Annotated in this window: 21 protein-coding genes, 2 tRNA genes and 1 pseudogene; 11 read left to right on the forward strand and 13 right to left on the reverse strand. The window is 63.6% G+C overall.

What is annotated here, in order from left to right; all coding sequences use genetic code 11:
- From VGM71_RS08725 to VGM71_RS08770, 10 genes and pseudogenes are all read right to left on the reverse strand, one after another.
- On the reverse strand, nt 1–453 hold a 453-nt coding region (locus tag VGM71_RS08725), incomplete at its 3' end, for a hypothetical protein (protein WP_331544086.1).
- A 15-nt stretch (nt 454–468) separates the two neighbouring features.
- The gene (locus tag VGM71_RS08730) at nt 469–2937 is read right to left on the reverse strand and encodes a VirB4 family type IV secretion/conjugal transfer ATPase (RefSeq protein WP_331544088.1); all 2469 of its coding nucleotides are present in this window, start codon (nt 2935–2937) and stop codon (nt 469–471) included.
- A 65-nt stretch (nt 2938–3002) separates the two neighbouring features.
- A complete protein-coding gene (locus VGM71_RS08735; RefSeq protein WP_331544090.1) occupies nt 3003–3311 on the reverse strand; it encodes a VirB3 family type IV secretion system protein in 309 nt (102 codons plus the stop codon).
- Nucleotides 3304–3729 carry a TrbC/VirB2 family protein gene (locus VGM71_RS08740; RefSeq protein WP_331544093.1) on the reverse strand — a complete coding sequence of 142 codons (426 nt, stop codon included), beginning with the start codon at nt 3727–3729 and terminating at the stop codon, nt 3304–3306. Before VGM71_RS08740 ends, VGM71_RS08735 begins: the two co-directional genes overlap by 8 nt.
- A gap of 121 nt (nt 3730–3850) precedes the next feature.
- Nucleotides 3851–4741, reverse strand: coding sequence for a lytic transglycosylase domain-containing protein (locus tag VGM71_RS08745; RefSeq protein WP_331544096.1), 891 nt, complete (start codon nt 4739–4741; stop codon nt 3851–3853).
- 51 nt (nt 4742–4792) lie between these two features.
- Nucleotides 4793–5833 (reverse strand): P-type DNA transfer ATPase VirB11, encoded by a 1041-nt coding sequence (gene virB11 / locus VGM71_RS08750; RefSeq protein ID WP_331544098.1) that lies wholly within the window; start codon nt 5831–5833, stop codon nt 4793–4795.
- Between the two features lie 5 nt (nt 5834–5838).
- Nucleotides 5839–7095, reverse strand: a complete 1257-nt coding sequence (locus VGM71_RS08755; RefSeq protein ID WP_331544100.1) for a TrbI/VirB10 family protein — start codon at nt 7093–7095, stop codon at nt 5839–5841.
- Nucleotides 7092–7802 carry a TrbG/VirB9 family P-type conjugative transfer protein gene (locus VGM71_RS08760; protein ID WP_331544161.1) on the reverse strand — a complete coding sequence of 237 codons (711 nt, stop codon included), beginning with the start codon at nt 7800–7802 and terminating at the stop codon, nt 7092–7094. Before VGM71_RS08760 ends, VGM71_RS08755 begins: the two co-directional genes overlap by 4 nt.
- Nucleotides 7803–7855: 53 nt before the next feature.
- Entirely contained in the window at nt 7856–8794 is a 939-nt protein-coding gene (locus VGM71_RS08765) for a type IV secretion system protein (RefSeq protein WP_331544102.1), read from the reverse strand.
- A gap of 136 nt (nt 8795–8930) precedes the next feature.
- A pseudogene (locus tag VGM71_RS08770) lies at nt 8931–9338 on the reverse strand (hypothetical protein); the annotation flags it as partial.
- Between the two features lie 944 nt (nt 9339–10282).
- Between VGM71_RS08770 and VGM71_RS08775 the strand changes: the two are divergent.
- The 6 genes from VGM71_RS08775 (at nt 10283) to VGM71_RS08800 (ending at nt 15783) form a co-directional block, all read left to right on the forward strand.
- A complete protein-coding gene (locus VGM71_RS08775; protein ID WP_331544103.1) occupies nt 10283–10792 on the forward strand; it encodes a CinA family protein in 510 nt (169 codons plus the stop codon).
- 97 nt (nt 10793–10889) lie between these two features.
- Nucleotides 10890–11942: a recombinase RecA gene (gene recA, locus VGM71_RS08780; RefSeq protein WP_331544105.1), complete on the forward strand. Its 1053-nt coding sequence runs from the start codon at nt 10890–10892 to the stop codon at nt 11940–11942.
- Entirely contained in the window at nt 11923–12435 is a 513-nt protein-coding gene (locus VGM71_RS08785) for a regulatory protein RecX (RefSeq protein ID WP_331544108.1), read from the forward strand. The genes recA and VGM71_RS08785 overlap by 20 nt, the downstream gene beginning before the upstream one ends.
- A 72-nt stretch (nt 12436–12507) precedes the next feature.
- Nucleotides 12508–15141: an alanine--tRNA ligase gene (alaS, locus tag VGM71_RS08790; protein WP_331544111.1), complete on the forward strand. Its 2634-nt coding sequence runs from the start codon at nt 12508–12510 to the stop codon at nt 15139–15141.
- A gap of 302 nt (nt 15142–15443) precedes the next feature.
- On the forward strand, nt 15444–15641 hold the full coding sequence (gene csrA / locus VGM71_RS08795; protein ID WP_072323041.1) for a carbon storage regulator CsrA: 198 nt from the start codon (nt 15444–15446) through the stop codon (nt 15639–15641).
- A gap of 49 nt (nt 15642–15690) precedes the next feature.
- Nucleotides 15691–15783: transfer RNA gene (locus VGM71_RS08800), tRNA-Ser, on the forward strand.
- Nucleotides 15784–15837: 54 nt separating this feature from the next.
- On the opposite strand, the gene VGM71_RS08805 is transcribed toward VGM71_RS08800, so the two are convergent.
- Nucleotides 15838–17835, reverse strand: a complete 1998-nt coding sequence (locus VGM71_RS08805; RefSeq protein ID WP_331544115.1) for a beta-L-arabinofuranosidase domain-containing protein — start codon at nt 17833–17835, stop codon at nt 15838–15840.
- 216 nt (nt 17836–18051) lie between these two features.
- Between VGM71_RS08805 and VGM71_RS08810 the strand changes: the two genes are divergently transcribed.
- A complete protein-coding gene (locus VGM71_RS08810) occupies nt 18052–18699 on the forward strand; it encodes a DsbA family oxidoreductase (protein WP_331544118.1) in 648 nt (215 codons plus the stop codon).
- A 198-nt stretch (nt 18700–18897) separates the two neighbouring features.
- Nucleotides 18898–19200 (forward strand): antibiotic biosynthesis monooxygenase, encoded by a 303-nt coding sequence (locus tag VGM71_RS08815; protein WP_331544120.1) that lies wholly within the window; start codon nt 18898–18900, stop codon nt 19198–19200.
- A gap of 178 nt (nt 19201–19378) precedes the next feature.
- Here VGM71_RS08815 and VGM71_RS08820 read toward each other — a convergent pair.
- Nucleotides 19379–19455 (reverse strand) — tRNA-Pro (locus VGM71_RS08820).
- A gap of 128 nt (nt 19456–19583) precedes the next feature.
- On the opposite strand from VGM71_RS08820, the gene hisS reads away from it, so the two are divergent.
- Both hisS and VGM71_RS08830 read left to right on the forward strand, forming a co-directional pair.
- The gene (hisS, locus tag VGM71_RS08825; protein WP_331544122.1) at nt 19584–20969 is read left to right on the forward strand and encodes a histidine--tRNA ligase; all 1386 of its coding nucleotides are present in this window, start codon (nt 19584–19586) and stop codon (nt 20967–20969) included.
- Nucleotides 20970–21003: 34 nt separating this feature from the next.
- Nucleotides 21004–22899 (forward strand): HAL/PAL/TAL family ammonia-lyase, encoded by a 1896-nt coding sequence (locus VGM71_RS08830; protein WP_331544125.1) that lies wholly within the window; start codon nt 21004–21006, stop codon nt 22897–22899.
- A 3-nt stretch (nt 22900–22902) separates the two neighbouring features.
- Here VGM71_RS08830 and VGM71_RS08835 read toward each other — a convergent pair whose 3' ends face one another.
- Nucleotides 22903–23601, reverse strand: a complete 699-nt coding sequence (locus tag VGM71_RS08835) for a response regulator (protein ID WP_331544127.1) — start codon at nt 23599–23601, stop codon at nt 22903–22905.
- 146 nt (nt 23602–23747) lie between these two features.
- On the opposite strand from VGM71_RS08835, the gene VGM71_RS08840 reads away from it, so the two are divergent.
- Entirely contained in the window at nt 23748–24065 is a 318-nt protein-coding gene (locus VGM71_RS08840; RefSeq protein ID WP_331544129.1) for a YerC/YecD family TrpR-related protein, read from the forward strand.
- The last annotated feature ends 15 nt before the right edge of the window (nt 24066–24080 follow it).

Below are 24080 nucleotides of genomic sequence, written 5' to 3' on the forward strand. Positions count from 1 at the left end.
GTTCTCCAGGCCGACGATTTGCTCGCAGGTCGGCCGCTGAGGCTGGGCAACGGCTTTGCAGCGCGTGCCGTCGTCCAGCACCGTCGAATCCGCGGGGAGTTCCTTCACGGGGTTTCCCACACGAGGGCCCGGTTGGCTGTCCTTGACCGCACCGATCTTCAGCTTTTCGTTGATGGCATTGATATTGCCGTTGATCGTTAAGCCCTCACCGACCGTCTTGCCGAGCACCGTGTTCATGTCGGTGGTCTGCTGGTCGATATCGGTGGTTTTTTCGGCGGTCTTATTAGTATTCGTCTGGATTTGCTCCAGCGTACTGTTGGCTGTGGCATCGTTGACCGCCCACTGCGCATGCGCAGCAGGAGCAATGGAACCCAAGGCCAGAAGAAGCACCGAGGCACCGAGGAGCCGGCGAATCGGGGAGGCGTAACGATGATGTTCGATTTGGATAGCCATGGTGGTCTCCAGGGGTCAGCGAGCCGCCGAACGGGCAGGGCGTGTCGTGGGGGAGGCGGGTGACGGCTTCTTGCCGCTACCCTTTCGGTTTTCGTAGAAAGACGGCAACCACTGGTCGGGGGTGAGGTCGTCTGGCGGTACGCCCGCGTCCTCGGCCTGCCGGGCCAGGATCTCGTGCATGATTTCGATGTTGTCCGTGGACGCGGAGATCACTGCCAGCGCGTCGTCCATGCCACGCAGGTTCAACTGGCATACGGCCGAGGCATGGCCTTGTTTGACCAGGAAGCGGCGCGAGCGCTCGTCCAGGCTTACGACCACCTGGTACTCGGCGTCGGTGAGCTTGAGGCCGTCGACGTAGTCCTCGCGACTGGCGTTCGGGTTCGGAAGGAGGATCATCGTGGCGGTCTGCTCGATGAGCGCGGCCGAGATGTCGCTGGCCAGCGCGTCCTCGGGGCTTTGCGTAGCGAAGATGCCCATGCCGTTCTGCTTGCGAATGGTCTTCTGCTTGTTCTTGGCGAACTCCTTGAGGCCGCCCTTTCCATCCAGGATCTTCCAGAACTCGTCCATGACGTAGATGAGCCGGCGGCCGTCGATCAGGGCCTCGAGGCGATGCAGGAGGTAGTTGATGACTGGCGCACGGACTTCCGGGTTGTCGATGATCTCTGTGTAGTCGAAGCCGATGATGTTGGCCCGGGACAGGTCCACGGTGTCGCGGGGGTTATCGAAGACCCATCCGAGGGAGTTGCCAGCGGTCCACTTGCGCATACGGATGAAGAGGCCGTCGTCGCCGAGGTTCGGCAGGTTCTTCTGGAAATTCGTCATGCTTCGCAGGTGCATGGGGATGTCGAGGACCGCCTCAACGGCGCGATAGATGTCCTCTTCCTCGCGCGAGCTGTACACGCTCTTCCCGGCCAGCACCTTGATGAGATCGGCCAGGAACTGGACGTTCTCTTCCGTGCGCTCGCACTGGAACGGATTGAATCCCGTGGGCTTGCCGTTTTCCAGGGCGAGGTAGTTGCCGCCGCATGCGCGGACGAAGATCTCGGCGCCGCGGTCCTTGTCGAAGAAGAAGATGGTCGGCGCCGGATCGAGCTTCTGCACCTGGCTCAGGAGGAAGTTGATCAGCGCCGTCTTGCCGGTGCCGGACTTGCCGATGACCATCGTATTGGCGATGGCCTTCTCGCCCAACGAGTTCTCGGCGGGATGCGTGGCGTGGAAATTGAAGAAGTACGGCTGGCCGTTCGTCGTCTGCAGCGTGGTGACGCAATCGCCCCAGGGATTGTTCTGCTTCTTTCCCGTGGCGAAGTTGTGCAGGGGCGACAGGCCCAGGAAGTTGAGCGAACTGACGTTGGCGAGGCGAGTCCGGTACTTCCAGTTACCCGGAAACTGCGCGTAGAACGCGGACGTAACGGCCAGGTCTTCCTTCACCGAGACGAAGCCGGCGTTGGAGAGCTCCGCGCGCGTCGCGGCAATCTGCTGCGAAAGTACGTCCTGTGCCGTCGAGTACACCGCCATGGTGAAGTGGTATTCACCAAGCACGAAGTTGCCGGACGCGAGCTGGTCCATGGCCTGGTCCATCTCGATGATCTGGCTGACGGCCTTATCGCCGGACGAGATCATCATGCCCTTGGTGCGCTCCAGGGCCTTGAGCGCGTCCTGTCTGCCCATGGGGCTGAAGGAGTGGGTGATGACGTATTCGAAATCGAGGTACTTCAAGCCGTTGAGGATTCCCGGGTAGGTACCCTCGACGTATTCCTTGATGTTGAGGATCGCGCCGAAGTGGTTGACCCCATCGGGCGTGGTCAGCACGAAGTCGCCCGTTTTCGACGAAAAGCGCTGCCGGCTGACAGAAAGGTAATCTTTCACGGCTGCCGTCAGTACGGGAACCGGCTCATCCAGGCGGTTGAGGATGTATCCGTAAAGCTCAAGTACTTCGGAGAACACGACGCCGTTGGGCGCTTCGTACATGCCCATGCGGTTCGGCGCGTAGTCCTTGAGCACGGCCTCCACGTTGCCTGCCAGTTCCAGGATCGTGGCAATGGCCTGTGCCTGCTCGGACAGAAGACGTTCGGCGTTGGAGGACTTCTCGACGAATCGCTTTCCCGATACCACGGGGCGATAGATCATCGTGAGGTATAGCTCGTTCTGCATCAGTTTCTGGCCGGAGAGCGAGGTGTAGTAGCCCTCGGACAGTTCCTGGTTGAAACGATGCTGGAACTTGCTCTTGTCCTTGATGCCGCGACGGCGGCGGATGTCGTGGACCCAGAAAGCCACGTTCACGAAGTCCGGCGCACGCAGCGTCTGCAGCATGCGGTTGAACGTGTTGTGACGGTGTTCAATCTCCCACTCCTCACGGCCCACGAAGGGCAGGCCGCCCAGGCGCCACACGAGCAGGAAATCGCCCCCCGTCGTCTTGAGGACGGTCGGCGAGACGTGGGTTGAGAAGGGAATGAATTCGCCGATCGCTGCATCTGGAATGAACATGGCTCTGTCTACCGTGAGACGCGCTGGAAAGGCCCTGGCAGGTATCTGCCAGGGCGAGGGATGCCTTATCGTTTAGCCTTGCCTGGCTCGCGATAACTATTGGGCGTGAACACCCAGGTACCTTCGTGCTCCGCCAGGTTCCTCACCCGCGTCCGGAACTGAAGACGCAGTCCGAGCAGCCGGAAGATCAGTTCGTCGCGACGCGCCATCTGGCGCATGACGACGATGGACAAGGGAATCCAGAGGAGGAACCACATGTTGAAATACATCGCCATCAGCAAGCCGCTGCCCGCCCCCACGAAGAACGGTACATAGGGCACGCCCATGAACATGGGAGGACGCGTGCAGCCGCGGAAAAGCGCGTTCTTATGCATGGAGGTGCAGCAGGTGCATCGCGGTCTGCAGCGACTCCATGAGGAACGTCGCGCCGCCGCCGCTGCTGGAGGCACATGCGGTCGTGTCGCCACTGCCACCGACGACCATCTTCGCCACCTGGGCGGCAGCGCCGATCAGGACACCACCGACTAGGGCGGGCGCGACATCGGCGATGCGCTTGTGGGCAAAGGCGATCTGGTAGCCGGAGAAGATCACCGCGATGGTCACGACCACGATGGAGGCGGCATTCAGCAGCGAATTGATGTTCTCGAAGAAGCCGCAGACCTTCTTCGAGGTTTCAGCCACGTTCTGGGCCAGGCTGATCGACGGCAGGAGAAGGACAGCGGCGATCATGAAGAAGATCACCACCTTGTTGAGCGACGTGCGGTCGGTCGGGATGCTGGGCAGTTTGGACATCTCGTAGTTCCTTCGTATTACTGGGCGGGGTGCGGCCGATTGTGTGCGGCCGGGTTGAGGACGGCTACGAACTCCGTAGCCGGTTTCGCGATGACAGGCCTCCGATGAAGGCGGAAGCAGGTCAGAAAACAAAGGCGCCATCGGCTCCTCCACGGCGCAGGTCCGCCGGATCGCCGGCGGGTGTCGAGGAAGGCGCTGGCGTGGCGACGGATGAGGGGGCCGGATCGTCAGGCCCCTGCACTTGCGGTTCGAAAACGCCGTTGCCGTCGGCTGGGGCCGAACCCGTCGCATTGACCTGACTCCGTGCGGCCTGTATGGCCTGCAATGCCTGCGCGATGGATGCGGCATCGGGCAACGCTTCGGGCACGGCAGGATTGGCGGAAGGTTTGACAGCGCGACTGGGTGGCGGGAGCCCCGCGGCCTTCGCGACAACAGGTGACATCGCGAAGGCGAGCGAAGCGTCCGCCACGCTGCGCATGGCCACACGATAGGCAGAACCATCGAGAGGGCGAACGGTCGCCCCTTTGCCGGATACCGTCGCCGGCGTGATCACCAGGGGTATCGGTATGGCATTCGTGGCCAACGCGTTCTGGCGCGCCATCGAATCGAAGATCTTCTGGACGTAGCCGTCCTCGTAGCCGGTAGTGAAGTTGCCGGAGTAATAGCAGCTGAAGGCCTTGCCCCAATCGCCGCCGGCATTGGCATAGCACTGCGCGAGGATCTGTGATCCCGCGACGAGATTAGGACACAGGTCGAAAGCCTTCTCGTAGGTGTCGAGTCCGAACTTGCCGAGGTTCGCCCGATTGACCTGCGCGACGCCCAGGGAATAGTTGTAGCCCTTCGCCTCGAGCATGCGTGCCGTCGCCACGGCTTCGCCGAGGTCCGCGGGCTGACGCACAAGTTGCCCACCCACGACGCCGATGGCGAACGGGTTGCGCGACGACTCGACGTTCACGACATGCTGCATCACCTCGACCGGTACGGCGAGATTGGGGCAAGCCATCATTTCCATTCCTGGTACCACCGTTACAACTCCTGTCTAATGACCGTTGTGTTTCGCGTGTTACCCCCCGTCCGGAGCAAGGCCCCGGGCCGGGTTGAAGTCGATGCCGGTGATGTGGCGGCGTCCGGCGTGCGCCTTGATATGGACGACGATGTCGATCGTGAGCATCAACAATCGCTTGATCGTCGAGAATTCGAGCCCTGCGCCTTCGTTGGAGGCCTTCACCATCAGGCCGAGCTGGTCCCAGGTCTGCTCCACGCTGCCCGCATGGCAGCTGGTGATCGATCCGGGATGTCCCGATGCGCAGTTGCGTATGAAGTAAAACGACTCGTCGCCGCGAAGCTCGGCGAGGATGATCCGGTCGGGCTTCATGCGCAGGCAGGCTTCCATGCAACTCTTCGCGGTGACGTTGGTGGTGCTCTGGCCGCCCTTCGAATAGAGCAGGTGGACGACGTTGGACTGGTCGATGAACAGTTCGCGCGCATCCTCGATGGTGACCAGGCGTTCGTCGTCCGGGATATGTCCTACCAGCGATTTCATGAAGGTGGTCTTGCCGCTGCCGGTGGCGCCGGCGACGACGATGTTTTTCTTGCTCAGCACCGCATGGCGGAAGAAGTCCGCGTAGCGGCGCTCGGCGCGCAATTCCAGCAACTCCCGGTCCGCCTCGGTGATGGTGTTTGCACCTTCCAGGATCTGGTCGAAGAAACCGTCTTCCTGGTACTGCGCCAGCGTCTTGTTCTGGCGCGAGGGCAAGCGGATCGTGATGGAAACCCGCCCGGCCTCGCAGGCAGGCGGGATAACGAACTGGGCGCGCTGGCCCGTGGGAAAGGTCAGGGAAACCACCGGGTCCACATCGGTGATGCGCTGGCCGGTATTGCTTTCGTTGACCACGGCGGTGCAGAACTGCCGTGCACGGTCGAAGGTGAGCGACGGCACATCCACGCGCTGCCACTGGCCGCGGCGCTCCAGATAGAGTTCGCCGGGCTTGTTGATGCAGATCTCGGTGACGTCGGAAGACGACAGGTAGTCCCGGATGCCCAGCACTTCGTACTGGTAATCCAGGAAGTCGTTTCCGACGGCGGCGAGCGCGGGTTCGTTCATATCGATCAGTACCGCGCCACGACGCCGCTGAAATCCACGTCCTTGGCGACGTAGATGGCGAGCACCGTGCCCTGGTTGATCGTGACGGTCGCGGGGCGATTGACGGCGCGCTGTACGGCCGAATTGGCAATCTGCTGAATCGACTCCGCGGTGTTGCTCTCGAACGGGCTCTGCGTGACCACACCATTGCTGATGGTGGTCTGGGACGGTCCGTGCTCGGCAGCCTCGTACTTGAATGCGTCACTCAGCAGGGAGATCAGCAACGCGGCACCGATACGACTTCCCCAGTGGGCATTGTAATGTCCGGGGTGACCGGCACCGCCCAGCGTGTCGATGCCTGGGCTGGCCATGTTCACGTCGATGCCCGTGGGCGTGACGATGCGATCCCAGATGACCGCGACGCGCGGACCGTTGGGTTCCATCTCGTACTTGCCTAGCACCTTCGAGCCCTTCGGCAGGAGCAGGCGCTTGCCCGTGAACGAGTACACCGGTTCGGTGACGACACAGGAGGTGAAGCCGGGGATATCGGTGATGATCCTCGTCTCCAGCACGCAGCGGATGAACGTGCCGCGCAGCATGAGCGTGTCCGGATGGGTGAGGGGCGAGGCATTGGAGACCTCCGGCAGCGCCTTGGCACTGTAGGCGGAGTTCACCGGTACGCCACCCGGCGCGCCGGGGTAGGGCATGCCGGGAACCATTCCGAAGGGACCTGCCGGGCCGCCCGGACCGCCGCCACCGCCTGACTGTCCACCGCCACCCGCGATCTGCGCGGCTTCGGTATCCATCATGCGACGCTCCATGAGCGACGGACCCGTGCGCACCTGCGGCGTGGCGGCAGGACGTTGAGGAAGTGTCGACGGAAGCGGCGGGGGCGGTGCCAGCGCGATCGGCTGGGGAAGCCTGGGCGCCGCTTCCGGCATTGGCGCGACCCGGGGGGCGTCGGGAATCGTGACCGTCTCTTCCGCCTTGGCCTTCTTCGGCGCCGGCGTGGAACTGCCGCCGCTGATGAAGAACCAGGCGGCGAAAAGCAGCAGCGCCACGATGCCGGCGAGGAAGGCAAGGGCGCGGCGGTTCATCCGACGCATATCGGCGGCGGGGAGCTGCGGTGCGCCGGCATCGAGGTCCGGCGGCGGCGCCTGGCGGCGCTGCGTCGAATACGGATTGCCTGCGAGCGGATCGGCGTGCTCGTCACCATTTCCCGGCGGTGACACGTGGTCGTCGCGGGTCTCGTCTTCCGGATGATAAGGATTATTCGGGCTCACTTCTTCGTGTTCCTTCGCAGACCCACGACGTTGTTGTCGTGCCGGATGACCAGGTAGCTGTACGTGCCATGGACAACGATGGTGTTCCCCTCGACCGTGGTGTTCACCACCGAATCCTCGCCATGTTCCTTCTCACGCATGTACACCGTGGGGAAGTTCCCAGTGGGGAATTGCTTCAGGTCGGGCATCTTGATGTACGTGAAACGGCCATCGTCGTAGACGTTGGTCGGCACCAGCCAAGGCGCGGTCTTGCGCTTCATGGCGTAGTCGTAGTCGAAGTTGTAGTCGCGCCCCTTGACCAGCGCGGTGTCGAGTTCCGGCGTCTCAGCTACCTTCTTCGTTTCGGCGAGGAAGCTGGTGTCCGAGGGATAGGTGAAGGTGATCTTGTACTGCACGCCGGCCCGGCGCGCCTGCTCAAGCGTCTTCCAGTCGGTGGCGACGACCTTCAGTTCGAAGATGTACGAATGCGTCGCGGTACGAATCATCATGTTCGTGTCGACGTCGACGTTCTTCGGCTTCACGTAGAACACATTGTCGCGACGGGTGAGTTCCCAGCCGCTGCTGAAACCCGTGCTGTAGTCGAGGATCTTTTCGTTGGGGCTGAGTTCGATCTGGGTCGTGATCCCGAGGCCCGTGCGGACCGTGTAGATCTTGTCGGGCTCGTACTGGTATGGCGTGACGACCTGCGCATGGACGACACCGGTCATGCCGGTCGCTATCAGGCAGGCGGCCAGGGAAAGCCGTAACAAGGTGCGATGTTTCATCGACGGCGCCCTCCGTTGGCGGCGTTCGGTTGGACGGGAGTGGTGGACTGCGGCGCGACTGCCTGCGCAGGAGCGACCGCGGCAGGTGCGCCATCGACGGGAATGGGCGGCTCCGGCAGTGCTGCCAGCGAAGCGGGCTGCTGTTGTGCGGGGATGGGTGTAGCAGCTGCCGGAGCTTGCGCCGCGGCGGGCACCTCGCTCTCGGGCGGCGGCGGCTCCGCATAGTCGCTGTCGACACGATAGTCGGTGACCTGGAAGCCGAGCGGGTTTTCCACTCGGTACTGGTCGTCCATCTTCAGGTTCGGCTTGTACGAGAACGCCAGCGTGGCGATCTTGCTGTCCAGCGGGACGATCTGGCCGGATACCTTGTTGTAGACACTGCGCTGGAAACGGACCGTCGCACCTTTCGGTGTCGTACCGTTGTCGCCGCCGATGAGAATGATGCTGGAGATCTTCACGCGAATGGCGCGATCGCGGCCATAGGTCTTGTACGGAGCGTTGGGATTGTCCAGCGCATGCAGGTCGGTGTATGCCTTGGCGACATTCGGCGCCGCCATCGTCAGCACGGTGGCCCAGTCGCGCAGGTTGATCATCGTCACGTCGAACGATTCGCGCGCGAGGATGAAGTGGGTGACGTTGCTGCGGTTGATGGCCTCGCTGGCGGTGATGCGGCGATTGATCACGTCGTCGGTGATGCGCGTTACCGAACTCATGCCGGTATACGCATCGGCCAGGACGATGTACGGCACCTTTTCTTTCAGGGGCAGCATGTAGAAAAGGGCACCGGCGAGAATCAACGACATCGAAATCGCGCAGAAGGCAACCATCCACGCACGGCGTTCGCTTTTCTGCGCCAGGTCGGAAACCGTGATTTCGAAGTCGACCGATTTCGCCACGGCAGCGTCGATCTTCGGAGATTGCTTCTTGTTGAGCATCGAGGGAGCCTGGTTAGCGGGTCTGTGGCGTTGCGGCGGCAGTCGCATCCGGCGCTTGCGCAATGGATGGCTTTTCCGGCGTGGGTGGCGGTTCGGCGGCAACGGGTGCGGTGGGCACGATGCTGCTGGTTTCGTCGACGACGAGTTCCGGGCCGTCCACGACCACGGTGACGCCTTGCTGGGCGAAGATCGCACTCAACTGGCTGGCGGCGTCGCGCAGTTCCGAGGTGTGGATGTCCGCCGCGCCCTTGGGCAGCGTGAAATCGGAACGCAGGCGATACGAGAGCCGGGTGCCGGTGTCGCTCGTCCAGCGCGTCAGCATGGTTTTCAGCGTGCCGTCCATCGGAGCGGCGTAATAGGTGTACGGGACGGCCAGCGGAATCTCGACCGGCTTATCGTCGTAACGATTGATCGGCCGCCAGCGGCCGCCGAAATCCTTGGCTGCCGGGGTCCCGCAGGCGGAGAGCAGGGCCGTCAACGAGGCAACGACAAGGATAGAGAGCTTCGAAGACAGGTGTGTTTTCACGCGTGGCTCGTAAGTCATTGAAAGGCAATGAAGCGCCGGCAGCGGCAGGCACGATGGGGCCTCGCCGTGAGGCGTAGCGTTTAAAACAGTCGGAATAAGGTTGGAGCGGGAGTGTCGGGAAAGGGCTTGTCCCGATGGAGAAGCCGCTGCGGTGGTCCCGCTCGCGGATGTACGACCCCTGGCTGGAGCCAGTCTCGAGCCGACACGGCCTCGAGCGACATGCAAATCATCCATACAACATCCTGTACAAGCGCCAAGGACGCCCTTGCATTACGTGCCAGCGAAGAATGGCCGTACGCCTTCGGAGGCGATCCCGGGTCGCCTACCTAAAGTTGCGTCTGTCGAAGCCTTGGATTCCCCACCCCTTAAGCGGACCCTGTCCGCGGCGTAAAGGTAACGCAACAACTGTTTTTTGACTAGGGTCGAATTTGCCTGTTTTTGGGATGTTTGTCACACATTCCGGAGGTGTAATATGCGTGAAACGCGTCGGAGGCTTGACGGCCGTCTCAGTGGCAGTGCGAACTGAAGCCGCATTTTGCCGAATACGCGCATGGCTCGTGAAGGTTGCGATTGTAACCATCATGTCTGTCCTTGGTGGATGGAAGGCTGTCAGTACAGCGTGTCATTCGCGCTACATCGGGATGGCTTTCCGGGCATACGAATGCTGAACAAACGTCGGCTGGGTTATCAGGGGCTGCAGCCCCTTTGAGGAGTGAGGGCTCGCCGCACAGAGAGCGCGGGTGACCCCACCAGCTTTTGAAGGGCGGTGCGCCATGTCATCGCTACAGAATGGCACCTGAAACGAGCCTATTCGAGCAACATATGGTGGCAAATGATATAGGCGACCCGTCAGGCTGGCAACCTGTTGCATGAACGCGCCCTTACGTACTTGCATACGGAAGGGCTGCATCGACATACATCAGCTCCGGTAGTAGAACTGCTCCCTTTACCCAAGGACCCCCATGGCTGACGCACCCATCCCCACCGATGCCGACCTCGATGCGCTGGCCCGTGACGTTGCGACCGCCGCGCAGGAGAGGCGCGTGATGGTGGCCACAGCCGAATCGTGCACCGGCGGCTGGATCGCGAAGACGCTTACCGACCTGGCGGGGAGCTCGGCCTGGTTCGAGGCCGGGGTCGTTTCGTATAGCTATAGCGCCAAGGAAGCACTGCTCGGCGTCAACCCGGGCACCCTTGAGCGCACGGGTGCCGTCAGTGAGGAAACGGTTCTCGAAATGGTCTCGGGCGCCCTCGCGAGGTATGGCGCGGGCGTCGCCGTGGCGGTCACCGGCATCGCGGGCCCGTCTGGCGGTACGCCGGACAAACCCGTCGGCACGGTCTGGATCGGCTGGAAGCAGCGCGGGGGCTACGCCCACGCACGGCTCTATCATTTTGACGGGGATCGCGAGGCGGTCAGGCGGCAGACGGTAGCCGCGGCGCTTGTTGGAATGACCGCCGAACTGAAGGGCTGATCCCGGCTGGCTATGGCAAACTGAGGGACTGCGGATCGCAGTCCCTGAGACCACGGTCGGGCAAGATACTCACCTACACACGAGACTGGAATTCACGATGGACGACAACAAGCGCAAGGCGCTGGCGAGCGCGCTCGGCCAGATCGAAAAGCAGTTCGGCAAGGGTGCCGTGATGCGTCTTGGCGACCGCGTCGACGACCAGATCGACACCGTGTCGACGGGTTCGCTCGGCCTCGATATCGCCCTCGGCATCGGCGGTCTGCCGCGCGGCCGCGTCGTCGAAATCTACGGTCCGGAATCGTCGGGTAAAACCACCCTGACGCTGCAGGCCATCGCGTCCTGCCAGCGTGATGGCGGCACGGCGGCCTTCGTCGACGCCGAGCATGCGCTCGACCCGAGCTATGCCGAAAAGCTGGGCGTCAACGTCGCCGACCTCCTGGTCAGCCAACCGGATACCGGTGAGCAGGCCCTGGAAATCGCCGACATGCTGGTGCGCTCGGGCGCCGTGGACATGGTCGTGGTCGACTCGGTCGCCGCGCTCACCCCCAAGGCCGAAATCGAAGGCGAAATGGGTGACTCCCACGTTGGCTTGCATGCCCGCCTGATGAGCCAGGCGCTGCGCAAGCTCACGGCCAACATCAAGAAGTCGAACTGCCTCGTCATCTTCATCAACCAGATCCGCATGAAGATCGGCGTGATGTTCGGTAGCCCGGAAACCACCACGGGCGGTAACGCGCTGAAATTCTATGCCTCCGTGCGCCTCGACATCCGTCGCATCGGCGCGGTGAAGAAGGGCGATGAAGTCATTGGTTCCGAAACCCGCGTGAAGGTGGTGAAGAACAAGGTGGCGCCGCCGTTCCGCCAGACCGAGTTCGAGATCCTCTACGGCGAGGGCACCTCGCGCGAGGGCGAGATCATCGAACTGGGCGTGCGCGAGAACCTGATCGACAAGTCCGGCGCCTGGTACAGCTACAAGGGCGACCGCATCGGTCAGGGCAAGGAGAACGTGCGTCAGTTCCTCCGCGACAACCCGGCCATCGCCAACGAAGTCGACGCCGAGTTGCGTGCCCGCCTGCTGGTGAAGCCGGGCAAGGGCGATACCCCGTCGTCGGCCAGCGATAACGAGCAGGATGCGCTCGAGGAAGTCTGATCCCGGCGCGGGCAAGGACGATCGCCAGTCAGATCGCCCGACCCGCACCGCCTACGACAAGGCGCTTGGGCTGCTGGCCCGGCGCGAACACTCTCGCCGCGAACTCGCGCAGAAGCTCGAGCGCGGCGGTTTTGCGCGTGACGAATCCACGGCCGCGGTGGAGCGGCTGGGCAACCAGGGTTACCAGGACGACACCCGCTTTGCCGAAGCTCTCGTCCGCAGCCGGGTGGGGCAAGGCTATGGGCCCGCCCGCATCCGCGCCGAACTGCGCAGCCAGGGCGTCGGCGACGCCACTATCCGCCGGCTGATCGAGGCGGCGGCCGTCGATTGGGAAGTTCTTGCCGCCCAGCAGTTGCGCCGGCGCTACGGGGCACCGGTTGCCGATCCCGGGGAACGGGCCCGCAGGGCGCAATTCCTCTTGCGTCGTGGCTTCGCCGCCGCCACAGTACGTGTTCTTACCCACGCCGATGCGGAAGACGCCGACGACGACTGAAGGCAGTGAGCCTTGATTCTGGACGGAGCGTCCCCCGCGAGACGCCTCGCAGCTCCGAAGCCACGATCGCATATGAAAACCGCCGACATCCGTTCGACCTTCCTCGAATTCTTCCGCTCCAAGGACCACACCATCGTGCCGTCGGCATCGCTGGTGCCGTCGAACGACCCCACGCTGCTGTTCACCAATTCGGGCATGGTGCCCTTCAAGAACGTCTTCCTTGGCAGCGAAAAGCCGGGCTATGTCCGCGCAGCCGACGTGCAGCGCTGCCTGCGTGCCGGCGGCAAGCACAACGATCTCGACGCGGTGGGCTACACGGCCCGCCATCACACGTTCTTCGAGATGCTGGGCAACTGGTCGTTCGGCGACTATTTCAAGCGCGATGCCATCCGCTATGCCTGGGAGCTCCTCACGGGGGTGTACAAGCTGCCGGCCGAACGCCTATGGGTAACCGTCTATCACACCGACGACGAGGCCTACGACATCTGGCACAAGGAGGTCGGCGTGCCCGCGGAGCGCATCGTCCGCATCGGTGACAACAAGGGCGCGCCGTTCGCCTCGGACAACTTCTGGCAGATGGCCGACACCGGCCCCTGCGGCCCCTGCACCGAGATCTTCTACGACCACGGTGCGGACGTGGCCGGTGGCCCGCCCGGATCGCCGGACGAAGACGGCGACCGCTACATCGAGATCTGGAACCTCGTGTTCATGCAGTTCGACCGCGCCCCGGACGGTACGCTCTCGCCGCTGCCTGCGCCGTGCGTCGATACCGGCATGGGCCTCGAACGCCTGGCCGCCGTGCTCCAGCATGTGCATTCGAACTATGAAATCGACCTGTTCGCGCACCTGATCGCGGAAGCATCGCGCCTGACCGGTACCGCCGATCTGGCGAACAAGTCGCTGCGCGTGATCGCCGACCATGTCCGTGCCTGTTCCTTCCTCATCGTCGATGGCGTCCTGCCCTCCAACGAAGGGCGCGGTTACGTGCTTCGTCGCATCATCCGTCGCGCGCTTCGCCACGGCTGGATGCTCGGTGTGCGCGGCGATTTCTTCTGGAAGATGGTAGCGCCGCTGGTCGCCGAGATGGGTGAGGCGTACCCCGAACTGGCTGCGAAGCAGGCCTTCGTGGAGCAGGCGCTGAAGACGGAAGAAGATCGCTTCGGCGAAACCCTCGAGAACGGCATGCGCCTCTTCGACGACATCGCTGCGAAGTCGGGACAGATCATTCCCGGGGCGGACGCGTTCCGTCTGTACGACACTTACGGTTTCCCCGTCGACCTCACCGCCGACATCGCGCGCGAACGCGATATGAGCGTGGACATGGAGGGCTTCGAGCGCAGCATGGGCGAGCAGCGTGCGCGCGCCCGCGCGGCCAGCAACTTCGGCACCAAGGCGCAGCTGCCGGCCGAGGTGGCCAGCGCGCTGGCACCTACCGTATTCACTGGTTACGACCACCTCGACCTTGCCGACGCGAGGGTCCTGGCCATCGTTCGCGAGGGCAAGGCCATCGATCGTCTCGTCGATGGCGAAGACGCCTTCGTGTTGCTGGACCGCACGCCGTTCTATGCGGAGTCCGGCGGCCAGGTGGGCGATACCGGCACGCTGGGCAACCCGTCCGGTGCCTTTGCCGTGGCCGACACGCAGAAGGTCGGCGGTGCGTTCTTCGCCCATTTCGGCACCTGGCAGGGCTCGGCACCGCTTGAGAAGGGTGCCGTGGTCGCCGCGTCCGTCGACGCCGCGCAGCGCCAGGCGACCGTCCTGAACCATTCGGCGACGCACCTTCTCCATGCGGCGCTGCGGACCGTCCTGGGCGACCACGTGGCGCAGAAGGGCTCGCTGGTCGCACCGGAGCGCCTGCGTTTCGATTTCTCACACCTCAAGGCGGTCACGCCGGAAGAGCTTGCCCAGGTCGAGCGCATGGTCAACGACGAGATCCGTCGCAACGCGCAGGCGGAAGTCCATCACATGGGCTACGACGAGGCGATCGATTTCGGTGCCATCGCGCTGTTCGGCGAGAAGTACGGCGCCGAGGTGCGCGTGCTGCAGATGGGTGGTTTCTCCACCGAGTTGTGTGGCGGTACGCACGTGAGCCGCACGGGCGACATCGGCCTGTTCAAGATTGTGTCCGAGTCCGGGGTCGCCTCAGGCGTACGCCGCATCGAGGCGGTGACCGGCGCCGGCGCCATGGCCCGTGTCGCCGACGAGGAGCGCATCCTGGGCGAGGTTTCGGGCCTGCTGGCGGCCACCGGCGACGAGGTGATCGACAAGTTGCGCCAGCTGTTCGATCGCCAGAAAAAGCTGGAGCGTGAGATCGAATCGTACAAGGCCAAAGCGGCCAGCTCGGCCTCTGCCGACCTCGCCATGTCGGCTGTCGACGTGGCCGGGATCAAGGTGGTGGCCGCCCGTCTGGAAGGCCTGGATGCCAAGTCGCTGCGCGACAGCATGGACGTGCTGAAGCAGCAGCTAGGCGACTGCGCGATCATTCTGGCGGGTGCGGTGGATGGTCGCGTTTCGCTGGTGGCAGGCGTCGGCGGCGCCGCGCTGGGCAAGGTGAAGGCCGGCGACCTGGTGGCCGAGGTCGCCTCCCGCATCGAAGGAAAGGGCGGTGGCCGTCCGGATATGGCGCAGGGTGGCGGCCTTGACAGTCCGTCCCTGCCGGGCATCCTCGCCGGTATTCCGGCCTGGGTTGAGGCACGTCTGCGCTGAACGAAACATGGCCGGGTAGTCGCCAGGGCGCTGCGAGTGCGTTCTGGTGCACGTATTCGGGGATTCGTGCGTTGCGTCCCCCGGTTTGGCTCAGCTAGTATCATCCGAATGTCGAAAGCATCCTTCGACATCGATCCTTCGGATCGAGATGGCAGGACAGCTGGTCAGCGACACACACAACTAGAGCCGGGGAAGGCAGATCGGCCTTCGATGGTCGAAACGTCGATCCATTGACGGCAAGCACTCGGGGTGAGGTTGTCGTTGGTGGGGAAGCCAATACCTGATTTTATGGAGTATCAATCATGCTGATTCTGACCCGCCGGGTCGGTGAAACCCTGATGATCGGCGACGAGGTGACCGTCACCGTTCTGGGTGTGAAGGGTAACCAGGTGCGCATAGGCATCAATGCGCCGAAGAATGTCGCGGTCCATCGCGAGGAAATTTACCAGCGCATCAAGAACGAGAACGATCCCGCCGGCCATTCCGGGGACGACCAGTAAAAGCTTTACGGCCGAAGCAAGGGCAAGTATCCTTGCTGGCTCGTTAAACGGAGAGTTGCCCGAGAGGCCGAAGGGGCTCCCCTGCTAAGGGAGTATAGGGTCAAAAGCCTTATCGAGGGTTCGAATCCCTCACTCTCCGCCAGTTACGCAAAACGCCCCCTCGTGGGGCGTTTTGCGTTATCAAAAACGTTCCGCGTCAGGAGGCCAGCGGCGGAAACGAGGTGATGCGCAGTTTGGCACCTGCATAAGGTACGAGACGCAGTGTCGTGTCCGGTCCGTCCTCCATCGCCGGTTTCATGGGCACAGGATCGGCGGCCCCTTCTTCCGCTTTCCATGCCACGAGCCTCCCCCGTACGGCGAGCGTCACCGCCGGTGTCGCACCCGCGAAAGGACGCGCACCGACCGGGTGATGCTCTACGGTACCTGGGTCGCCGGCGGCGAAGTTCCACTGCGAGGTCGGGTACACCTGCCAGTCATTCGTGAGGCCGCGCTTGCGCCACTTGACCCACGCCTCGCCGATCGTCAACGAGAACACCAGCGGTCCGCGGCTGAAGCCGACGGAGTCGTTGAAGCCTCTTTCAGTGACGACCTCAGCAGGGAATGAAAGCTGCACCTTGTCGCCGGCTACCCATCGGCGTTCCACGGTGAGGAAACCCTCGCCGGGAGTCGCTTTCACCGGTTGGCCGTTGATCCTCACCGACGGCGAGCGGCACCAGGCCGGCAGGCGCAGGCGCAAGGGGAATGCCACCGGCGAGACCGGCCGCAACGTCATGACGATGTCGTCCCGGAACGGGTAGTCGGTGTCCTGCTCGATCTCGATGGGTACCCCGCGTGCCACCGTGCTGACGCGACAGGGCGCATAGACGGTCGCGGCGAGACCGCCATCGGCACAGGCCATCCACAGGCTTGCCGTGAGCTTCGGCCAGCCCTGGTGGAAGTTGGCCGTACAGCAGCCGAAGTGCGGATCGAGACCGAACAGGTTCGCCTCGGGTCCGTTGGTGGTCCAGGGCCGGCGATGCAGGCTGCATTCCACCTGGTTGGGTTGCTGGTCGTACTGATGGGCCCACATGTCGTCGGTAAAGGCGCCCGGCAGCGCGTTGTAGGCGATACGCTCGATCCGGTCGCCGAGAACGGCGTCGCCGGTAATGGCCAGCGCGGTTTCGAGCGAGTACATGGTCTCCACGACCGCGCACAGCTCGATGCCCTGCGATGGACTGCGTCCGGCCAGGTGTTCGTCGGCGGAAAACATCCCGTTGGGCAGGCCGTGGTAACGGTCGAGCTCCGCCAGTTGATGATGGATGGCAGCGCGATCGTCCGCGTCGCGCGACACCAGCGACCACACCGGCGATGCCTTCAGTGCCTGGGCGACATTGACGCCGTGCACCTGCAATCCATCGTCTTCCATGAAGGCGTCCTTGCCGCCCTTGGCTTCGACCAGCTTCGCGTCGGTTTTTTGCTTGAAAGGGAAGTTGGCGAACATGCCCTGCCAGTCGTAGCCCTGCTTTTTCAGCAGCGCCGCCAGTTCGAGGAGCTTCGGATCCTGCGTGCGCGCGTGCAGCCAGAGGACCGAAGCGACTTCGTCCTGCCAGCGCATGCGCCCCCAGTCGCGCAGCGGCCGTTCCGGCAATGCGCCCAACTGGTAATGGAAATACCGCGTCATGAACGGCAGCACGCGCGCATCGCCGGTCAGTTCCTGGTATTGCGTCAGCACCTTCAGCATGACCATGCGCGGCCACCAGTCGTCGTTCGATGCCGGGCCGAACATGCCGCTGGGCCATGGATTTTCGAGTGTCCAGTCGATGAAGCGCTGTGCCTTCGCCTTAAGTACCGGCGAGTCGAGCTGCCATGCCAGTGGAAGGAGGCCGTCGACAAAATAGGGACCGCGTTCCCACGACTCGCCATGTCCGCCGAGCCAGCCACTATGCGGCCCCAGGTCGGGCCAGGTCTCGTCCACACGGCCGCCGAGCCCCTCCGCCTGGATCTCCAGTTGGCGCCGTAGCCAGCCCGTTGGACGAATGGAGCCGGCGGGAAGCAACTGGAAGGGTTGCGGTGCAAGGGGCTCTTGCGGGAAGACGGCGGCGGATCCAGGCCTTGCCGACGCGCCGGCCCTTTCCACGGGCAGCAACGGTGTCAGTGCGCCGAGAACAGACGCCCGGAGGAACCCCCGGCGACCGGGAAGGGTGGAATCGTGCATTCGGAGCAACCTCTTGCCCTCAACCTGCTCTGAATATGTACTACTTTTTTCTGCGAAGGAAGGGTGGTCCGATCTCCCGGCGGCCGCCGGATCATGCGCATTGCCAGAGCACATGACCAACCTGGATCGCTTTTGGTCCGCGCGCGCACTAGCACAGCGCCGGGCACCTATCAGAGTATGATTTTCATATCGATACTACCCAAAGGTACGCATGCCATGCCCCGCCATATCAAGATTGACTTTGTTTCCGACATTGCCTGCCCGTGGTGCGTCATTGGCCTGGGCGGGCTCGAGAAGGCCCTCCAGAACCTGCGCGACGTCGTCGAGGCGGACATCACCTTCCACCCCTTTGAGTTGAATCCGGACATGGTCATGGGTGGTGAAAACACGCTGGACCACATCGTGAAGAAATATGGCATGGCGGCCGACGAGGCGCGTGCGAATCGCGAGCGCATCAAGGCGCGCGCAGCGGAAGTCGGCTTCACCATGAACACCTCGGACACCAGCCGCATCTACAACACGTTCGACGCGCATCGCCTGCTGGCATGGGCGAAAGGCGAGGGCAGGCAGTACCAGCTCAAGCAACAGCTGTTCGCGGTAAATTTCACCGAGCAGACCGATCCGGGCAACCACGATGCGCTTGTCGCGGCAGCGGAGAAGGCGGGACTCGACCCCGTCGCCGCCCGCACCGTTCTCGAGTCGGATCGTTACGCCGACGAAGTGCGCTCAGAAGAAAGGTATTGGCAGAGTATGGGCATCACCGGCGTACCCGCCGTGATCGTCAACGACAAGTACCTGATCTCGGGCGGCCAGCCGGCTGAGGAGTTCGAGCGGCAGTTGCGGCATATTGCCCAGGAGGACTGAGCGACATGTCGACGTAAGGGACACCTACGTGCAGCCTGGGTGCCTGCCGCACCTCCCTGCGATCGGAACTGAGTGAGTCCGACACTAATGCCGTACTGGTACTGACGCAACGTCCGGCCCTGCCGTCGCGCCTTAACGTTACGCTGCCGCTCAACGGCGCAGTATCCGATCGTTCCGCACCCATCATCGGAGATAGCCATGACCACCAAAAGCCTTTACGTCGAACTGCACGCGAAGCCCGGCCGCGAAGACGACGTCGCCGCCTTCCTCGAAAGCGCCAGGGGGCTTGTCGCTGCCGAACCCGGCACCACTGCCTGGTTTGCCGTGCGTTTCGACAAGAGCACGTTCGCGATTTTCGATGCATTCGGCGACGACGCAAGCCGTGACGCCCATCTGAACGGCAAAGTCGCCGCAGCGTTGATGGCCAACGCAAGCGATCTGCTCGCCGGTGCGCCCCAGATCCGCAAGGCCGACGTACTGGCCGACAAGCTGCCGGACTGACTACTCCACGACGACCGACGTTGACTCAAAGGCGTCCGTCCAAATTTTGGCCAAACGCTTAGACATGCCGTAGATATACCCGAGATATTCCCCGGCCATTTTCCGGCCGTTGGAACGAAAAAAGGCCCGCCTTCGAGGGCGGGCCTTTCATCGTCAAGCGACGTAACTACTTGAATATTGGTCGGGGAGACAGGATTCGAACCTGCGACTTCTACGTCCCGAACGTAGCGCTCTACCAGGCTGAGCTACACCCCGACGGGAGCCGCGTATATTAGCCATGGGGCGGTTCCTTGGCAACAGGTCGTCGCACTTTTTTTACATGCTGGTACTCTATACGGCTGCCGCACGGCGGTCCCCGTAAAGCCTGTCCGAAGAGGAATTGCATGGCACTCACCCCGGCCCGCACCATGCCCGGTGTCCTCGAGCTCCTCCCGCTCGACCAGATCGCCTTCCAGCGCATGCTGGACACGATTCGCCGCAATTACGAACGGTTCGGCTTCCTGCCGATCGAAACCCCGGTCATCGAGCATAGCGACGTGCTGCTGACGAAGACGGGCGGCGAAACCGAGCGCCAGGTGTACTTCGTGCAGTCGACCGGTGCCCTGGGCGCGGCAGCGGAGAAAGGCGGGGTCCCCGAGCTGGCCCTCCGCTTCGACCTCACCGTGCCGCTCGCCCGCTACGTGGCTGAGCACGAGCACGACCTCAGCTTCCCGTTCCGCCGGTACCAGATGCAGCGGGTGTATCGCGGCGAGCGCGCGCAGCGCGGACGCTTCCGCGAGTTTTACCAGTGCGACATCGACGTCATCGGCAAGGACTCCTTGTCGGTACGTTACGACGCCGAGATTCCCGCGGTGATCTACAGCGTCTTTCGCGACCTCGACATCGGTCCGTTCACCATCCAGCTGAATAACCGCAAGCTGATGCGTGGTTATTTCGAGAACCTCGGCATTGCCGACGCGGAACAGCAGATGCTGGTGCTGCGCGAGGTGGACAAGCTCGACAAGCGCGGCGCCGACTACGTGCGCGACACGCTTACCGGGGAGGCGTTCGACCTTTCGACGGACGTCGCGGGAAAGATCCTCGATTTCGTCCAGGTACGTTCCACCTCGGTGGCGGATGCCTTCGCCCGGCTCGACGCGCTGGGCAGCGGGTCGGTAACCTTCGAGCAGGGCAGGGCGGAGCTGAAGGAAGTACTCGGCCTTATCCGTGACTTCGGCGTGCCGGAGACGCACTTCGCGCTCAATCTCTCCATCGCCCGTGGCCTGGATTACTACACCGGCACGGTTTACGAGACCACGCTGAACGATCACCTGGGCATCGGTTCCATCTGCTCGGGTGGCCGTTACGAGAACCTCGCGGGCCAGTACACGAAGTCGCACCTGCCCGGTGTCGGCATTTCCATTGGCCTCACCCGCCTCTATTGGCAGCTTCGCGACGCCGGCCTGGTGTCCACCGCGAAGAGCACGGTGGATGTCCTGGTTACGCAGATGGACGCGGCCCAGCTGCCTGTCTACCTCGCCGTTGCCAGCGAACTCCGCAGCGCCGGCATTGCCACCGAGGTGGTGCTGGAAGGCGGTAAGCTGGGCAAGCAGTTCAAGTACGCCGACCGTGCCGGCATCCGTTTCGTCGTCGTCCTTGGCGAAGACGAGATCGCCAAGGACGTGGTCACCGTCAAGGACCTGCGCCGCGAAGACCAGTTCGAAGTGGCGCGCGCCGATCTGGTGAAGACGTTGCGGGTCGAACTGGCCCAGGCCGAGATCGGCCGCTGATTCCCCTCCCACCGACGTCCCCACGGCCCTACCCATGACCACCAGCATCCTCCTCGACGGCCGCAGTCTCACCCGCGCGCAAGTCGCCGTCATCGCCCGCCAGGGCGCCACGATCTGCCTCGACGAGGCGCAACTGGTGAAGGTGAAGCGGGCCGCCGACTTCCTTGCCGAGAAGGTGGGCGGTGGCGAACCGATCTATGGCGTGACGACCGGCTTCGGCAGCAATGCCGACAAGCTGCTCGGCGCGCATCGCGTGCGCGACGAACTACCCGGCGGGAATCCGGAGCCGCGCGAAGGCACGCTGCTGGAGGAACTGCAGCACAATCTGATCATCACCCATGCAGTCTGCGTGGGTAAGCCGTTCTCAGCCGAAGTGGTTCGCGCGATGCTGGCCATCCGCGTGAACACGTTGATGAAGGGCCATTCGGGTATCCGCGTGGCAACGCTGCGCGCGCTCGCCGAACTGCTGAATCGAAACGTGATCCCGGTGATTCCGGAGAAGGGGTCCGTAGGCGCAAGCGGCGACCTTGCGCCGCTCTCGCACCTCGCCATCGTGCTGCTGGGCGGGGGTGAGGCGTTCTACAAGGGCGAGCGCATGCCGGGTGCGAAGGCACTGGCTGAGGCGGGTCTTGAGCCGGTGCGTCTGTCCTTCAAGGAAGGCCTGGCGCTGAATAACGGCACGACGCAGATGCTTGCCACCGGCGTGCTCGCGCTCGACACGATGGACATGCTGATCCGCACCGCCGACCTCGCCGCGGCGATGACTCTCGACGCGTTCGCCGGTCGCACCGGTGCCTACGCCGAGGAAGTCCACGCGTTGCGCCCGCATCCGGGTCAGGTGGAAGCGGCGCGCAACATTCGCAGCCTGCTCGAGGGTTCCACCCTCGCCGATATCCCGTACCACCTTGTGCCGCGCTTCCGCTCATGGCTGTCGGACTCCTGGTCGGACCCGGTCGAGCAGGCGTATCGCTTCGACATCGGCTGGGACTGGGTCCCGGCCACGCAGCGCCACGGCAAGGAAGCGTTCTACTCGCGCTTCCTCCCGTTCAAGGGCGGCAAGAAGCACCAGCCGCAGGATGCCTATTGCCTGCGCTGTGCGCCGCAGGTGCACGGCGCAGTGCGCGACGCCTGGGAGCAGGCCTGCCGCGTGTTCGACGTCGAACTCAATGCGGTGACCGACAATCCGCTCGTGTTCCCGGACGCGAAGGACGCCGAAGTCATCGAGGACCAGGTGATCTCGGCAGGCCATTTCCACGGCATGCCGCTTGCGCTTGCCATGAGCTACGTGAAGGCGGCGATCCCCGTGCTCGCGTCGATTTCCGAGCGACGCACGGCCAAGCTGGTCGATCCGGCGAACAACGATGGCCTGCCGGCCTTCCTCATCGGCAACGAGGATGCGACCGACTCGGGTTTCATGATCGTGCAGTACACCGCCGCCGCGCTGGTCAACGACCTCGCCACCCGCGCGCATCCGGCATCGGTCTATTCCATACCGACAAGCGCCAACGCGGAAGACCATGTGTCGATGGGCGCCAACGAGGCGCGCCATGTGCTGGAGATGACGGAAGATCTTGGCCATGTGCTGGCGATGGAGTTGTACACCGCGGCACAGGCGCTGGAGTACCGCCAGGACATGCTGAATGCTGCTCGCTCATTGGCGCATCGCGGCGACCTGCAGGCGTTGGCTTCCAAGATTTCCGGCGCACCGCGCACGGATTCGCCGCACTACGCGCGTTTCGAGGACGAAGTACGAGCCCTGATGGACGCGCTGGCCGCCGCCGAGGATTTCCACGGCGGCGAAGCGGTGCGCACCGCGTTGGCCACGTTGCGCGAGCACGTGGCCTTCATGCAGCGCGACCGCGCGATGGACGGCGACGTGCGCGCGGTATGCGAACTGGTGGCATCTGGCCGGCTAGTCGCGGGATGCTGAGCCTCAGGACGCGGTAAACGGCTGGCTGGAGGCCGCGTCCGTGGCAGGCGACCAATCGTCGAGCATGCCGGCGCGTAAGCCCGCAAGGTACTGGTAAAGCTGGGCGTCGTTGATGAGGCCCAGTTTCGCCATGGCGGAGCGCTTCTGCCGGCTGATGGTCTTGAAGCTTCGGCCCATGAGCGCCGCGACTTCCGAGAGCCCATGTCCCTGGGCATAGGCCCGAAGCACCTCCACTTCGCGCGGTGAGAGCTGCGGGGTGAGGTCGTCGTGCCCCGCTGCGCAATCGGCCTCGTGGAACAGGCGGCGGATCGGGGCGCTCAGGTAGGAGCGACCCACGTCCGCCGCATGCACCGCCACCGGGATGTCGCGCAGGTTCGTGCGCTTGTCGAAGATGGCGGCCACGCCCATGTCGAGCAGGCCGCGCAGGATGGCGGGGTTCGCGAGCATGGTGAGTACCACGATGCCGATATCCGGCCTGATGGCGCGGATGCGACGGATCATGGGCGTGCCGTCGGGCTGGTTGCCCTCCGGCATGGAATAGTCGGTGACGACCACGTCGCACGGGTAGTCGGATAGGGCCTCGAACAGGGTATCGGTATCGTGGGCGCGGGCGACGACGTCGTATCGGTGCGCCTTGAGGATGGCTTCGACCCCCGCAACGACGACAGGGTGATCGTCGGCGATGATCACGGTGCTCGACATGGTAGGGCTCACGGCGTGGACTAGCGCCATGGTGGCGAGCGCCTGCCTCGAAATATATGGAAGAAAAGCGCAATCGCGTCCCCGGTGCTTGCCACAAGGTGGTTGCGCAGCTACGATGAGCCATCGTATTAACGCGTTAGTACACTATGAAACGACGCTCACTGGACCCTGAGACCCCCGCCGATTCCGCCGAAACCAGCCTGTGCGAGGCACTCGCGGGCCTCTCCGCGGTGGAGGAGATGCGTGCCTTCTTGCACGACCTCTGCACCCCTGCCGAGATCGAGGTGATGGTCGATCGCTGGCGCGTGGTGCCACACCTGCTGGAGGGGCGGTCCTACCGCGAGATCCACGAGCGCACGGCGGTCAGCATCACCACGATCGGGCGAGTCGCCCGCTACCTGAACCAGGGCAATGGCGGATACATGGCCGCTGCGGCACGGCGCAACAGCGGCGGTGCGGCGTGACGCCGCGCGATCGCC

The sequence above is a fragment of the Luteibacter sp. genome, from assembly GCF_036499525.1.
Lineage (GTDB): Bacteria > Pseudomonadota > Gammaproteobacteria > Xanthomonadales > Rhodanobacteraceae > Luteibacter.